The following is a 14,112-nucleotide window of genomic DNA, read 5'->3' as shown; positions in this document are numbered from 1 at the left end:
AGTGTTTAGATCCTGAAACGAGTTCAGGATGACACGTGTCATGCCGAACTTGTTGCCGCTTCGCGGGAACGATGAAAGCGCAGCGCATCTTTTAGCAACCGTTTCGGCATCTATTTTGAAAAGAAACGCAATAAAATATGTCGTCATGTATATCTCTATCAAGAATATAATTTTCAATATTGTATATTCAATCCAATCTTGTCAATGAAAAATCGACGATTGTTTTATCATAAAAAAATTTCGGCTCCTACTTTTGCTATATAAAAGTAGGTAAACCATTCGGCATAACACGATTCTTCTGATAGATGCCGATATAAGGTTGGCGTGAAACAATTCGCTGATAAAATAATGTTAATGGTTACCCTGAACTTGTTTAAGGGTATCAACGATAATACAAATACCTTTTAAAATAAATTAAAAAGGGGAAAGAGTATTTTTTTTCTTGATTTTTTATTGGCAAAATAGTATTATTCAAGATTATTTTGATGCGGAAATATGTATATACTTGAGCGGAGAGAAACAAGATACCGCTTTACCGCACAATCGTTTATAAAAGTTAATATTTTGCAGCGCCGGTTCGGCGCCAGTGCCGGAACCCCTTTGGAGACAAGTGCATGCAAACAGGGGAAAATATCATTTCACGAATCATCGACCTGGACGTTCGGGCGGAGTCTATCCGCGTCCAGGCCGGAGAAGAGGCAGTAAGGATACAGAGCGAAGCAGTTCGGGAGGCAGAGGAACAAAAGCAGAGTTTGGAAATCCAGACAGCAGAGAGGGTAAAACTCCTTGCAGCAGAAGCCGCCCGAAAACGTACCCAGGAAGTAGATAAGGTCAAAAAGGAGTATGCCAATCAGGTAGAGGGGATCAGAACTATTTCTTCCGAGAAAAAGGACCGGGCTGCGCTTATAGTTCTTTCCGGGATGAGGGGACGCTCGGAATGAGTATTGAGAGGATGGAGAGTGTGGTCCTTCTTGTCCCTGCAGCTTCACGCGACCGGTTTGTTCCATGGCTTTATCAAGAGCGTGAGATCCATCTGGAAGAATTTGTTAATGCTGACGATGCCTGGTCCCGGCGGTTCCATTCTCCTGATGATGACATTTCCCCGGTTGAGGTACAGATATCCCGGCTGCAGGGAGCGCTTGAATTCCTTCGTGAAATGCATAAACCCGCATCCGATTTTCTGGAAGGTCTTTTCCCGGTTCGCATTCTCACTACTCATCAGGAGATAGAAGAGGCTGTCAGGGAGGTCAACCCTGAAAACCTGGCCATCGAATGTTATCGTTTGAGAAGCGCCCTGGAAGAGGCTCAGGAAGAGCGAATCCGCCTTCTTGGAGAGCGGGACCGCCTTTACGAACTTGAATTTCTTACCGTCAGAATAGATCACCTGCGCAATCTGCGCCACCTTTCCTTCCATCTGGTGACTGCGACCGGGCCGACCCAGAAAACGTTTATCGACGACATTCGCCTTAGCGGGGACATTCATGTGGAACTGGTAGCCGGTGTCGGTAATTCGGTTACCTATGTCATAGCTGCGCCTTTGTCCCGGATGGATGTGATCCGGGAGGTAATCATCGATTATGCTCTCCATGAATATGTTCTCCCGCCGGTAGAGGGAACCATCGAGCATGAGTTGGTGTCAATCAACAGGTCCATAACCCTGGCCACAGTACATGAGGATAAAATCCGCGCCGAGGCGGTAAAGCTTTCAAAGCAATGGTCATCCAGAGCCGATCTTGCTCTCGGATGGTGGGAAAGCGAGCGGAACCGTATTCTCCAGCAGGATCGAATGGCGTCCTCCGATCATGTCTTTGCCCTCAGAGGATACATGCGGGCAAGTCATTGCGAAAGATTCCAGGCCCGTATGGCGGAGTTTTTCCCCGAGGCGGAGCTTGAGGTTCAGCCGATTCCCGGGAATGAAGATCCCCCGGTCAGTGTAACCTGGAACAAATTCTTCCGTCCCGCGGGTCTTCTGGTAAAGATGTTTGGATTGCCCACCTATCGCAGTATCGACCCAACTGCTTTCCTCACTCTCACATTCCTCATCTTCTTCGGCATCTGTTACGGCGACCTGCTATATGGGATCATGCTGCTCTTTCTCGCCTCATGGCTGAAAAAGAGATTCCGCGGCCAGAAAGGACTGGTAGAATTTTTCCGTTTATTTACCTACGCCGGGGTGAGCACCATCATCTTCGGAGTGGCCATGGGAAGCTGGGCAGCCGACCTTTCCGCATATTTCGGCGCCGGTAATCCGGTGGATACTTTGAGGATAAAATTTACCCTTCTCGATCCCATGGCAAAACCGGTGGTTGCGCTTGGTATCGCAATCGGAATCGGAATTTTTAACCAGCTTTACGGGATATTTCTCCGTTTCTACCGTGACTTTCGACGGGGAGACTTCCACTCGGCAGTGTATGACGGCATTTTCTGGCTGGTGTATCTGGGAAGCTTGCTTGCCCTCTCCCTTTTGCTGGTTATGAACGGTCCGAGCGGAGCGAAAATAGCGGTTTTGGTGCTCTTCCTGCTCGCGGCAATCGGGCTTGTACTGACACAGGGGCGTCATGAGAAAAGTTTGATCGGGCGGTACATCACAGGGGTAATCAGTCTCTACGGTATCATGGGAACCTACGGCACCACAGCTTTCATAGGGGATGTCATCAGCTATTCCCGTCTCATGGCTCTCGGAATGACCACCTCGGTGGTGGGAATGTCGTTCAACATTATCGCGGGCATGCTGAAAGAGGTGCCCTATGTGGGGTGGGTTCTGTTCTTCGGCATGGTGATTTTCGGACACATATTCAATTTTGTCATGAGCATTCTATCGGCGTTTGTCCATTCTGCACGGTTGATTTTGCTGGAGTGGTTCGGACGGTTTTACGAAGGCGGCGGGATTCCTTTCAGTCCGTTCGGATTTCAGAGCAGCCGTATGGAGTTGATCGAAAAATAGGCTGCGTGGTACAGGACGACAGATTTACTTGCCGCTCCGGGCAATAAAGATGCCGAAACGAGTTCGGCATGACACCTTTCATCCTGATTCTGTTTAGATGCCGAAACGGTTTCATCGTTCCCGCTAAGCGGCAACAAGTTCGGCATGACCATGTCATCCTGAACTCGTTTCAGGAGCTGCATATGCAGCGGAAGTTGATACAAATACCCTGGATAAATAAGGTTTCTCAAACATACACCCGTTACTTACTGTAAAAAAAGGAGGAGTAAAAGAATGTGGGATCAGGTCTTAAATACCTACTTTATCCATAATGGCGTAGGCTGGGCGGTATTCGGAGCGATGATGGCGGTCGGGTTAGGATGCATCGGAAGCGCCATCGGAATCCGGATTGCCTGCACACAGGCGGCGGGAGTCCTTTCGGAAAAGCCGGATCTCTTTGGAAAGCTGCTGGTTCTGATGGCTCTTCCGGGTACTCAGGGGTTCTACGGTTTCATCTGCTCGATATTCATCGCTTTGAGGATCGGGCTTCTCACTTCCGCCGATGAGGCGGTAAAGCTTGCTCCCCCCATCGGTGTAGCCCTCCTTTTTGTGGGTCTCGGAGTCGGCATGGTGGAATTGATGAGCGCCATTGCTCAGGGGCAGACCTCAGCCGCATCGATCAATCTTGTGGGGAAGAGACCGGATGAAGGCGGGCGCGCCATTCTTTTCCCCGCTCTGGTGGAAACCTATGCGGTAGTGGCGCTTCTGGTGGGAATTCTGATGACCTCCTGGCTCACCGTGCCTCTCACCGCCCCTCTGACCGGCTTACAGTAAGCCTTCTCAGGAAAGGTCAGAGAAATGAGTTTCGAAAAAGTAGAGGCCGTCATTTTCGCCGAAGCTGAGACTGAAGCCAGACGCATTCTCGATAAAGCCCGTGAAGAAAGAGAAGCGCTCCTGGAGCAATCCCGCGATACATGCACACGGACATTCGAGGATGACATCCGGCGCGCACAGGCCGCGGAAGATACGGAAACCGCCCGACAGATAGGCCTCGCCCGTCATGAAGGAAGATTGGAAGTTCTGCATACCAAAAACAGGATGATTGACGAAGTCTTTTTGATGGCGGCGGAGAAAATACGCTCTCTTCCGTCAAAAGACTATCTGGAGATGATAGCCTTCTGGCTTAAAGTTCTCCCTGCTGAAGTCGGCGGGACGCTCAAGGTCAGTCCCGGAGACGCCGAACTTTTACCGGGCGCGTTTCTTGAAGAAGTCAATACAGTCCGTCATCGGAACGGAAAATTTACCGCCGTGGTATCAGACCGTCGGATAAACGGAGGTTTCGTTGTGGAAGGGGCGGATTTTTCCGTGGATTCCACTATTGACAGCAAACTGAAGGAACTCCGTGAAACACTTGCCGGCGATATAGCCAGGGAACTGTTCGGATCATGAATGCAACTTTTGCACAGCCCGGTTCAGCATCGAAAAGCGTCCCCCGTTCCGAGTGGGGTTACATCAGCGGGCGGTTGAGCGTACTCGAAACACTCCTGCTTGGCCGCAGCTTCTTCGAGGGATTGCTGAAGGCGCACGATCTTTCCGAGGTACGGTCGGCTCTGGCCAAAACACCCTACCGTGCGGTTTTCACCACCGATGAAGCAATTCGGAATTACCATGCTGTTCTTGAAAAGTACAGCGAGGCGGTAATCTCCGATATATACAGCAATTCGCCGCCGCATGTGCTGAAATCCTTTTTCGATGTTTTGAGCCGTTACCCGGTTTTTCGCGGCATTTTTTTGCGCGCTGTGGCGCGGGGGGCCTCTCTTCCGGAAATTGACGCCGCCTTCGACACCCTTGCATTGACTGTGGAAGAACAGGAGGCTCTCCTCCGGCATAGGTCAATGCTGAGAGACCGTGAAGCGCCGCAGCTTGCCGATGCGGTCGCGCGTTCTCTTTTCCTTGACTCAGTGGTTTGCACTCTGAGGCTTTCCCAGGCGGGCTCAGCGGCGGAAGAACTGGTATCGCATCTGCTCCGCGACATTGCAGTGCTCCAGTGCTGGTCGGCTGTGCTTCGAAGCCGCTGGAACGGGACATCGTCCGAGGTCATCCGGCGGTGGTTCGTGCTCCCCGATATAAACGGCGATCTGGTAAAAGATACTGCCGCCATGGCCGAATCCAACCCGGCGGGCGCTCTTAACGGCAGGGTTTCCGAGCATGCGCTTCTTATTATAAAGGAATCCGGACATGAGCGGATTCGCCGGAATGTTGATGCAGTCGCCGGAGAGGCCATCCGCGAAGAGGCGCTTCAGTGCCGGATGGTGTCCTACGGGCCGGAAAAGGTTTTGGGATATGTAATCGCTTTTCATGTCGAGCAGGAAAACCTCCGGCTTGCGCTTTCCACCGCAGTCAGCGGGGTAGACCCACGGATCGTGGCCGAAAGACTAAGGAGAGAGTATGCCTAAAGTATTCGTTCTTGGCCGCCGCTCCGATATCCTGCCGTTCCGGGCTGTTGGCGCCGAGCTTTTGGAAATCCGTGATGAAAGTCAGGTCGGCGCGGCTCTGGAACGTTTCAAAAATTCGACCGAACCGGTAATGCTCATGATGAGCGAAGACCTGGTGAATACCTGTACCCATGAGATCGAGCAATTTCGAGAGAACAAAATGAATATTCTCCTTCCCATTCCGACGATCAATACTGAACCGGGGCTGAGGCTTGCGCAGATACGAGCGCTGGTGGCGCGTTCACTGGGTGTGGATCTGCTGGGAAGAAAGGATTCGACGGATCAGGCCGCCGGAAGAAAATAGATCCTGAAACGAGTTCAGGATGACATATGTCATGCCGAATGGATTCCCTAGTGTAATGTCAATTAGATAATGTCTGGTGCTGGAGTTTCTTTTTTTAACCCCCTTAAAAAGGGGGTCGCCGCTCAAGCGGCGGGGGGATCTTTATTCGCTGGGACGAAGAAATCCCCCCTGCCTTTGGCATCCCCCCTTGTTAAGGGGGGAATATGAATCCAACTTTATTGCATTGACTTAACACTGCTTTTGCAACGCAAAAACATGGCTTCAGCATCTCTAACCACAAATCTAAATTAAAAAGTGTCGTCATATATAATTAATGAATATACAGGTTACGGAAGGACTGGAAGTATGGTCAACGAACGATCAGAGGGAACAGTAGTAAAGGTGAGCGGACCCCTGGTGGTGGCGCGGGGACTGAAAGGCTCGAAGATGTACGAGATGGCCAAGGTCGGCAAACTCGGTCTTTTCGGTGAGATCATCGAGATCCGGGGCGACCGTTATTCGATACAGGTATACGAGGAAACCGAGGGAATAGCTCCCGGGGAGCCGGTGGTTCCCACCGGTAATCCGCTGAGTGTGGATCTGGGACCGGGGCTTCTGCGCTCTATTTATGACGGCGTCCAGCGCCCCCTCGATATTCTTTATCGGCGGTACGGCGATTTTGTGGAGCGCGGCGCGGAAAGCCCCGCTCTCGACCGGAAGAAGAAATGGGAGTTTGTACCTACGGCCAGGGCCGGTGAAAAAGTGGGGCCGGGCGATATACTCGGCACGGTGCAGGAAACGGAGCTGATCGAGCACCGGGTCATGGTACCCCCCGGGGTGAACGGCGCCGTCAAATCCATCCGGGGCGGCGAATTTACCGTGGAAGAAACGGTTGCGGTCATAGATACTGAAGCGGGAGCGTTTGAAGCCAGGCTCATGCAGACCTGGCCGGTGCGTTCTCCGCGGCCAAGGGACAAGAAGCTTGCCCCCATGATCCCGCTCATCACCGGGCAGCGGGTTATCGACATGTTCTTCCCCATGACCAAAGGCGGCACGGGATGCGTTCCCGGACCGTTTGGCAGCGGGAAGACCGTGGTGCAGCACCAGCTTGCAAAATGGGCTGATGCGGACATCGTCATTTTCGTCGGCTGCGGCGAGCGCGGGAACGAGATGACAGATGTGCTGCTCGAATTCCCGCACCTCAAGGATCCCAAGAGCGGAAAACCCCTCATGGAGCGCACCGTGCTGGTAGCCAACACCTCCAATATGCCGGTGGCGGCCCGTGAGGCTTCGGTATTCACCGGAATAACCATAGCTGAATATTATCGTGACATGGGGTATGATGTGGCTCTCATGGCCGATTCCACCAGCCGCTGGGCGGAGGCAATGCGCGAAATGTCCGGCCGTCTCGAAGAGATGCCGGGCGAGGAAGGGTATCCCGCCTATCTGGCAAGCCGTCTCGCCGCTTTTTACGAACGGGCGGGACTGGTCATCTGCCAGGGAAAGGATAAGAGGAAGGCCAGCATCAGCATCATTGGCGCTGTATCGCCTCCGGGCGGCGACCTTGCCGACCCCGTGGTGCAGGGAACCCTCCGTGTCACGAAGGTTTTCTGGGGACTGGATGACCAGCTTGCATTCCAGCGGCATTTCCCGGCCATTAACTGGCTGACCAGCTATACCCTCTACCAGGATGTGGTGGACCGCTGGGCAGAGAAAAACGTCTCCCCGTCCTGGTCAAAAAACCGGCGGGAATCAATGAGTCTTTTGAAACGTGAGGCCGAGCTGCAGGAGCTGGTACGGCTGGTCGGCATGGATTCGCTTTCACCCACAGACAGGCTGCTCCTCGAAGCCGCCCGCATGATCCGTGAGGATTTCCTCCATCAGAACGCTTTTGACGACATCGATACATACTCTTCTGTGAAAAAGCAGTCGCTCCTTCTGAATATTATTATTGATTTCTATCATCTCGCCAACGATGCGCTTTCCCACGGGGCAAACCTGGAGGGATTACTGAATCTGCCCGTAAGGGAGCATATCGCCCGCGCCAAGCTGATAGAGGAGGACAGGCTGGAATCGTTTGACCAGCTTAAACAGCAGATGGATGAGGAATTCAAAGCCCTGCTTATGGAGAAAAATACAATATGTTGATAGCATCGAAAGAATTTCGCACGGTGGAGAACATCGTCGGCCCGCTGATTCTGGTCAAAGGAGTCGAAGGAATAGGATTCGGTGAAATTGCCGAGATCAAGCTTCCGGACGGAACAGTACGGCGGGGCAAGGTTCTCGAAACCCAGGAAGACAAGGTTTTGGTGCAGGTTTTTGAGGGCACGAGCGGGCTGGATCCCGGGACGACCCATGTACGTTTTATTGGGAAAGGTCTGGAGGTCGGGCTTTCCCCCGACATGGTCGGCCGGGTGTTCGATGGTTTCGGCCGTCCCATCGACGGCGGTCCGCAGATTATTCCCGAAAAGTATGTCAATGTGAACGGCGTTCCCATGAACCCCTTTGCCCGAGACTTTCCCAACGAGTTCATCCAGACGGGGATTTCCACCATCGATGTGTTGAATCCGCTGGTTCGCGGGCAGAAGCTCCCCATTTTCTCCGGCACCGGTCTTCCGCACTCGCGGATGGCCGCCCAGATCGCCCGTCAGGCCACGGTGTTGAAATCCGGGGAGAAATTCGGCGTGGTATTCTGCGCCATGGGAATAACCTTTGAGGAAGCCAATTTCTTCATCCAGGATTTCGAGCGGACGGGGGCGCTGGAACGCTCGGTGCTATTCATCAATCTGGCGGATGATCCGCCCATCGAGCGCATTTCCATCCCGCGGATGGCTCTGACCACTGCTGAATACCTGGCTTTCGAGCTGGATATGCATGTCCTGGTCATCCTGACCGACATGACCAACTACTGCGAAGCGCTCCGTGAAATTTCCGCCGCCCGCAAGGAGGTTCCGAGCCGCCGGGGGTATCCGGGGTATCTCTACACGGACCTGTCGACCATTTACGAGCGTGCAGGCCGTATCAAGGGAAAGAACGGCTCGATCACCCAGATACCGATTCTCACCATGCCCGAGGATGACAAAACCCATCCGGTTCCCGACCTTACGGGATACATTACCGAGGGGCAGATCATTGTCGACCGTCCCCTGCACACCGACGGCGTGTATCCGCCGGTAGATGTATTGCCTTCTCTTTCCCGTCTCAAGGATAAGGGGATAGGCAAGGGAAAGACCCGCGAGGATCACTCCGGAGTGATGAACCAGTTGTATGCCGCGTATGCCCGTGGGAAGGATGCTCAGGAACTTGCAGTGGTTCTTGGCGAGTCGGCGCTGACTCCCATCGATCTGATATATGTTGAATTCGCAAAACGGTTTGAGGCGGAGTTCATCACCCAGGGAGAACAGGAGAATCGTACCATAGTGGATGCCCTGAATCTGGGGTGGAAACTCCTTTCAATTCTCCCCAAAGCTGAGCTTAAACGCATCCGCCCGGAATATGTGGAGAAATATTACAGTGTCGGCGCGGAGTGTTTGATTCCGGGCGCCGATACAGTCTTAAAACGGTAAAAACTTTGACAGGATTTACAAGATTTACAAGATTCGAAAAGACTTACTTGATAGATGCCGAAACAAGTTCGGCATGACACGTGCACTTCGACAAGCTCAGTGCCCGGCTCAGTGCCCGGCTCAATGCCCGGCTCAATGCCCGGCTCAGTGCCCGGCTCAATGCCCGGCTCAGCGGGCTCTGAGCCTGTCGAAGAGTCCGTTGTATCCTGAACTCGTTTCAGGATCTAATGTCTTCGGTCTTCTGAATTCTGTCTTTTAAAAAGCGAGCGTTCATGCGGATAAAAGTAAACCCGACCCGAATGGCTCTTCTCCGTCTCCGCAAACGCCTGGTTCTGGCCCGGAGAGGCCATAAGCTTCTGAAAGACAAGCTGGAGGGGCTCATTCAGATATTCATGCCGCTGGTGGCGGAGTACGGTCAGCTCAGGAGCCGTGTGGATCAGGAGCTTCCGGGAACCTTGCGTCTTTTCATTCTGGCCAGCGCTACTTCAGGAGAGAAGGCGGTCGCAGAGGCTTTGGATGAATTCGAGGCCAGTATCGATGTAGAAGTGGTCATGCGGAATGTCATGAGCATTTCGGTGCCGGAATTGAATCTGAAAGGGTTTACCATCCGGAGTTCCTACAGCACCGTGGCTACCAATACCGATTTTGACCGCGCCAGCGAATCCCTGCGCGATATTTTCCCCGTTCTTCTCAAACTGGCAGCCCTCGAGGATGCCCTGCTCCGCATGGCCGAAGAGATAGAAAAAACCCGTCGAAGGGTGAACGCGCTCGAATATGTCCTCATACCAAGCATTCAGAAAACAGTAAAAGCGATCTCCAGCAAGCTCGATGAGAACGACCGCTCCGACCGGGCGAGGCTCATGAAAATAAAAGACATGCTGCAGATGTCGGATTCAAATTAATAAGAAACTTTGAAATACTGTTGCCGCTTCGCGGGAACGATAAAACCGTTTCTCGCAAAGTTCGCAAAGTTCGCAAAGAAAGAAAAACAAAAAGAAAAATCAGACAGGATTAACAAGATTTACAAGTAGATTAAAAAGGCGGCCCGAAAGCCGCCTTTTCAATACACAAAACACTTTCTAACGAGCCAGCAGCATCTTCCTCGTTTCCTCTCTTCCCCCGGCAATAAGCCGATAGAAGTATACTCCCGAAGAAACCTGCTTTCTGCTGTAGTCCGAGCCGTTCCACACCACTCGGTGCTGGCCAGCGGGCGTATCTCCCTCCGCAAGGGTAGTCACCTCCCGTCCGAGCAGATCGTACACCTTCAGGCTTATTAGCGAAGATTTCCTGAGGTTATAGCTAATCGTGGTCGCCGGGTTGAACGGGTTCGGCGTGTTCTGGAATAGGGTGAAGACATTGGGTACCTCCGCGGCGGCGTCTTCATCATTCACCGCGGAGGGAGCTAAAAAGTTACCTGAACCTCTTTGACTTGTGAAAAGAGATTATCTTCATTTACTACCCAACATTTAATTGTGTGCGTACCTGTTAATTGTTCATCATGTAATAGCTGGATGACACGGAGATCGTTCCAAGGTATTATGCTTTCATTTTCAACACCTCCGAAACCTTTAAGTGAATTACCGTAAAGGATAATGCGACGACCATTTGGATCACTAGCGTTTATAGTTAGCGAACTCCGTTCGCCTTCACTTAAGACAGGCTTGGAAAGGTCAACTGAATGAATGACAGGTGGGGCAATTTGGTCAAGGATCGTTACATATGGCGCGCCATTTACAAGGTCTTGATCTATAGCCCGCGCCAGGCCAATAATATCCACATTCGTGGAGGGGTAACTTGAATGTAGATAAACAACTGCATTCTTTCGTATAAATGCGAATCCTGGTTGATACTTAGAAGGACGGGACCAGGCAGATTCGCCGATTTTATACTGTGGGGATTCCTCCATGATAATATTGATCTGGTAATTCAGGGCATCGAGCATCGATTCCTCAGCCTCGCGCACACTAGAGTGCAATCCGATCATCATAGAAATTCCTTGTTGATCGCTTTTTCGGTATAGACCATATTCCACAACCGAGTTTTGCTGAGAAGCAACTAAATTTGCTGCGAAGTCGTTCGCATATTTCTGGACGAGAGCCAGAACATTCACACCGGCCACAAGAGATACTTCTGTATTTGAGCGGATTAGTCGATACTTTCCTTTGACATAATATTCCTGGCTGAAACTCGAAGTAGAAATAAGCCAGGAAATAGCATATATCAAAGCTATACATAAAATTTTTGATTTTTTCATCGTATATCCTCCAAGTTAAAATATTTTTATGGATGATAAATATAAGTTTGAGCTCTTGATCCTTTTGTAACTGAACTAGAAGTAAGCAAAGGGAGATAAGTATTATATGTTATATCGCCTTTTGCTAATATCAGCGACCCATTCTGATATACTTTGGCTGATGGGTCTGCCACATATTCGCTATAATAGCTGTCAATGAATGAGATAATTTGATGAGCTCCCCAAGTAAATGTTTCATCATATGTCCAATGCGCCGGACGAATAGAGTTAGTAATGATACTTGAACTTGGAGTCAATTTGATTGTTGCATTATTATAAAACGGGAAACCTATAGAATAGGATAGAACATTGAGGAAGCTTGATAAGGCATAACAATCCAGTTTGGTTTCATTTTGATTATCGAGAGAATCTAATAAAACCTTAAAATATAAAATGTTTGTATCATAAGGTGCAAAATATCCTTTGTTTTGATCAATATACTTAATTTTGGAATAATTGTATAAACTATCAGTCAAAAGCGGGATGCATCCTTCTCTTGTGGTCTGTCCGGAAGCCCACCCGCATGCAAGATCAAGAGCATCTGTCCAGGGAATACCTGTCTCATTATACGTATAATATGCAAAAGAACTTGGCGAAGATAGTAGAGTATAATAATCATGGATAGTATACCCAATATCTTGACTATACGCTGTTCCATTGACTTTCACAATCTTCCAGAGAAACTTTGTTCTGCACTTTCCAACACTGCTTTTTACTGAAGTTCCGTTGTGAGTGTTAAATGTGCCTTCAGTTTCCAGGGGGCCTGAAGGAAAGGTAATAGTTCCGTTATTCAGGCTCCATCCGGTATAATTTTCAAATCCGTCTCCGGAAGTTGCAGAACATGTGTCAACTGCGATTTCCACACTTTCCGTGGGATCAGGATTTGAACTAGCGAATGATGCTTTAACTCCCGCTGGTACATCGCCTTTAATAAAAGCGAAATGATCATTTCTTAATATCTCACCGCCAGGATTAGCATACCATTCGGGAGCAGATATGATATTTTCCCCATTATTTTTGCGCAAAGTTATCGCTACTCCATTTCCTGTATAATTGAAGCTGACTTTTGTTATATCAAGACTTAATGGATAATCCCAAGCAAAACCTGTTAAAGGAATTAATAAAAGAATTCCCAAAAAAATAAAAGTATAAGATAATATTCTCATTATTAAGCTCCTCATTAGATTGCGATATGTTTAATTTTCATCAAGTGGTTTAACATAAGGATGCTTTGCGGCTCTAGTATCAGGATACTTGTCTCTTACTTTCTTGAAGGCCAACTGAGCATTTACAGGATTGTTGAGAAATAGAAGATAAGTTCTACCAATCATTAACTGCGTTTGCGCCGCCAATTCCTGATCTGTGATGTTAGCTTTTACCAGAGAACCTTCCAGCCTCGTTATCGCATCCCGGTATTTTCCCTTTTGCACCTCAAGCCAGGCCAGGCAGAACTGCGTATACCCGATAGCATCGGGGTCATCTTTATAGGTAGTAAGCATACCCGCAAAAATGATTCCCGCCTTATCGAACTCACCCAGCCAGGCATGAGAAAGCCCGATGTCGTATTCCGCCTCTGCACGAACCGATTGTGCTATTCCCTGGGTATCCAGAACCTTCTGATAAGCGACGATAGCTTCTTTGTACTTGTGAGCTTTCCGAAGGGTGTCGCCTTCATTCAATGCCGAACGGTCTATTTCTCCAATGGTTAAAACAATCTCGTTATCCGGAGAAGTGGTTGTTGCTTTCGTGCTCTCGCCGGATGTTGCTAGTATCCCGATTCCGAGAATGAGTGTCCCCAGGGCGCAGAATACTATCCATGTATATCTTTTTGTAATGTGCATGACTATATTCTCCCTATTGCGTCAAGAGCATTTTCCTGGTTTGAGTGAAATTTCCCACCTTGAGTTTGTACAGATATACTCCGCTCGATACCGCCCTGCCGCCATCGTCGCGGCTATCCCACATAACCGTATGAACCCCGGCGCTCTGAGGGCGGTCTAAAAGGGTGCGCACTTTCTGCCCCAGTGAATTGAAAATGGTCAGTGAGGCATGACCGTTTTCTTTCAGGGCAAAACTGATAGAGGTTGTGGGATTGAAAGGATTGGGAGCGTTCGAATAGAGAGCATTCTCTGTCGGGCGCGGGGCAAGATGAACTAGGAGAGTATAGTTCCAACGTTCCCCGGCGCTGTCCTTCAGTGTCAGGGGAACCTGTACCTGCGCATCAGGCGGAGCACCCTTCACCTGGAGGGTGAGTGCAAGTTTTTCAATGCTTTTTTGGCCTTTTGGCGCGGCGATTGTTTCTGCTCCGGGCAGGACTGTCAGCCAGGAAGGGAGCTTGCTTTGGTCCACTTCCACCTTCAGGCGGGTGTCGGTCGCCCCCTGATTGAGAATAGCGATAGATACGGTATTCTTCCCTTCCTGGAGCAGGAGAGCGGGAAGCTCACCGGATAATGCTTCCGCAGCGCTCCATAAGCATAACAGGGCAAGAATGATTCCTGACTTCTGCATACAGCCTTCTCTTGGTGGTATGGTTGGATGAACGCTCCTAGTGA

The 14,112-nt window shown here is 50.2% G+C and carries 15 protein-coding genes; 9 read left to right on the top strand and 6 right to left on the bottom strand.

The features are described 5' to 3' along the window. The first annotated feature begins 614 nt into the window (after window positions 1-614). Together Q8O92_01660 and Q8O92_01655 are read left to right on the top strand one after the other, a co-directional pair. Complete coding sequence (locus tag Q8O92_01660; protein ID MDP2982022.1) at window positions 615-941, top strand: hypothetical protein; 327 nt, start codon at window positions 615-617, stop codon at window positions 939-941. Further along, the gene (locus tag Q8O92_01655) at window positions 938-2,944 is read left to right on the top strand and encodes a V-type ATPase 116kDa subunit family protein (protein ID MDP2982021.1); all 2,007 of its coding nucleotides are present in this window, start codon (window positions 938-940) and stop codon (window positions 2,942-2,944) included. The genes Q8O92_01660 and Q8O92_01655 overlap by 4 nt, the downstream gene beginning before the upstream one ends. Here Q8O92_01655 and Q8O92_01650 read toward each other — a convergent pair. Further along, entirely contained in the window at window positions 2,911-3,090 is a 180-nt protein-coding gene (locus tag Q8O92_01650; GenBank protein MDP2982020.1) for a hypothetical protein, read from the bottom strand. The genes Q8O92_01655 and Q8O92_01650 overlap by 34 nt on opposite strands. Window positions 3,091-3,217: 127 nt before the next feature. Between Q8O92_01650 and Q8O92_01645 the strand changes: the two genes are divergently transcribed. The 7 genes from Q8O92_01645 to Q8O92_01615 all read left to right on the top strand — a co-directional run bounded on the left by Q8O92_01645 (window position 3,218) and on the right by Q8O92_01615 (window position 10,169). Beyond that, window positions 3,218-3,757: a V-type ATP synthase subunit K gene (locus Q8O92_01645; GenBank protein MDP2982019.1), complete on the top strand. Its 540-nt coding sequence runs from the start codon at window positions 3,218-3,220 to the stop codon at window positions 3,755-3,757. 24 nt (window positions 3,758-3,781) lie between these two features. Further along, window positions 3,782-4,372 carry a V-type ATP synthase subunit E gene (locus Q8O92_01640; protein MDP2982018.1) on the top strand — a complete coding sequence of 197 codons (591 nt, stop codon included), beginning with the start codon at window positions 3,782-3,784 and terminating at the stop codon, window positions 4,370-4,372. Continuing rightward, entirely contained in the window at window positions 4,369-5,379 is a 1,011-nt protein-coding gene (locus Q8O92_01635) for a hypothetical protein (GenBank protein ID MDP2982017.1), read from the top strand. Before Q8O92_01640 ends, Q8O92_01635 begins: the two co-directional genes overlap by 4 nt. Next, entirely contained in the window at window positions 5,372-5,722 is a 351-nt protein-coding gene (locus Q8O92_01630) for a V-type ATP synthase subunit F (GenBank protein MDP2982016.1), read from the top strand. Before Q8O92_01635 ends, Q8O92_01630 begins: the two co-directional genes overlap by 8 nt. A gap of 345 nt (window positions 5,723-6,067) precedes the next feature. Beyond that, complete coding sequence (locus tag Q8O92_01625; GenBank protein MDP2982015.1) at window positions 6,068-7,849, top strand: V-type ATP synthase subunit A; 1,782 nt, start codon at window positions 6,068-6,070, stop codon at window positions 7,847-7,849. Next, entirely contained in the window at window positions 7,843-9,267 is a 1,425-nt protein-coding gene (locus Q8O92_01620) for a V-type ATP synthase subunit B (GenBank protein MDP2982014.1), read from the top strand. Before Q8O92_01625 ends, Q8O92_01620 begins: the two co-directional genes overlap by 7 nt. Window positions 9,268-9,539: 272 nt before the next feature. Further along, a complete protein-coding gene (locus Q8O92_01615; GenBank protein ID MDP2982013.1) occupies window positions 9,540-10,169 on the top strand; it encodes a V-type ATP synthase subunit D in 630 nt (209 codons plus the stop codon). A 177-nt stretch (window positions 10,170-10,346) separates the two neighbouring features. On the opposite strand, the gene Q8O92_01610 is transcribed toward Q8O92_01615, so the two are convergent. From Q8O92_01610 to Q8O92_01590, 5 genes are read right to left on the bottom strand one after another with little or no spacing between them, the layout of a single operon-like run. Next, a complete protein-coding gene (locus Q8O92_01610; GenBank protein ID MDP2982012.1) occupies window positions 10,347-10,658 on the bottom strand; it encodes a T9SS type A sorting domain-containing protein in 312 nt (103 codons plus the stop codon). 11 nt (window positions 10,659-10,669) lie between these two features. Further along, entirely contained in the window at window positions 10,670-11,521 is an 852-nt protein-coding gene (locus Q8O92_01605) for a hypothetical protein (protein MDP2982011.1), read from the bottom strand. A 26-nt stretch (window positions 11,522-11,547) separates the two neighbouring features. After that, window positions 11,548-12,726 (bottom strand): hypothetical protein, encoded by a 1,179-nt coding sequence (locus Q8O92_01600; protein MDP2982010.1) that lies wholly within the window; start codon window positions 12,724-12,726, stop codon window positions 11,548-11,550. A 30-nt stretch (window positions 12,727-12,756) separates the two neighbouring features. Continuing rightward, a complete protein-coding gene (locus Q8O92_01595) occupies window positions 12,757-13,401 on the bottom strand; it encodes a tetratricopeptide repeat protein (protein MDP2982009.1) in 645 nt (214 codons plus the stop codon). Between the two features lie 13 nt (window positions 13,402-13,414). Then, complete coding sequence (locus tag Q8O92_01590; protein ID MDP2982008.1) at window positions 13,415-14,068, bottom strand: FlgD immunoglobulin-like domain containing protein; 654 nt, start codon at window positions 14,066-14,068, stop codon at window positions 13,415-13,417. Window positions 14,069-14,112: the final 44 nt, after the last annotated feature.

This window comes from Candidatus Latescibacter sp., from assembly GCA_030692375.1.
Classification (GTDB): domain Bacteria; phylum Latescibacterota; class Latescibacteria; order Latescibacterales; family Latescibacteraceae; genus JAUYCD01.
Note: the sequence above shows the minus strand (reverse complement) of the source record. Positions and strands in the feature narration are given on the sequence as shown.